Here is a 534-nt window from a genome sequence, read left to right as displayed (position 1 = left end):
CGGGTTGACCGCACCCAACGGGCCTTCGCAGGAACGGGTGATCGAGGCCGCGTTGGCGAGCGCCGGCCTGGAGCCGTGGGATGTGGACGCGGTGGAGGCGCACGGCACGGGCACCATGTTGGGTGACCCCATCGAGGCGCGGGCCTTGATCAATGTCTACGGTCGGCGGGGGGACAGCGGGCCGTTCCGGTTGGGGTCGTTGAAGTCGAATATCGGTCATACCTCCGCTGCGGCGGGTGTGGGGGGTGTGATCAAGATGGTGCAGGCGATGCGGTATGGGGTGTTGCCGAAGACGTTGCATGTGGATGCGCCGACGCCGCATGTGGATTGGTCGTCGGGTGGGGTGCGGTTGTTGACCGAGGCGGAGGCGTGGCCTGTGGGGGAGCGGGTGCGTCGGGCGGGGGTGTCGTCGTTCGGGGTGAGTGGGACCAATGCGCATGTGATCGTGGAGGAGGCGCCCACCGAACCCGCCACCGAGGAGTCCGGTGATGCGCCCGCGCAGCCGGAGGACACGCGCCCCCTCGAGACGGGTTC

The 534-nt window shown here is 68.9% G+C and carries 1 protein-coding gene; it reads left to right on the top strand.

The genetic code is table 11. The features are described from left to right. Nucleotides 1-534, top strand: a 534-nt coding sequence (locus tag ON32_RS23340) for a ketoacyl-synthetase C-terminal extension domain-containing protein (RefSeq protein WP_169331665.1), incomplete at both ends; no start/stop codon positions are given.

Source organism: Nocardia paucivorans NBRC 100373 (genome assembly GCF_000308675.1).
Taxonomy (GTDB): Bacteria; Actinomycetota; Actinomycetes; order Mycobacteriales; family Mycobacteriaceae; genus Nocardia; species Nocardia paucivorans.
The sequence above is the reverse complement of the archived record's forward strand: the minus strand, read 5'-3'. Positions and strand labels throughout refer to the sequence as shown.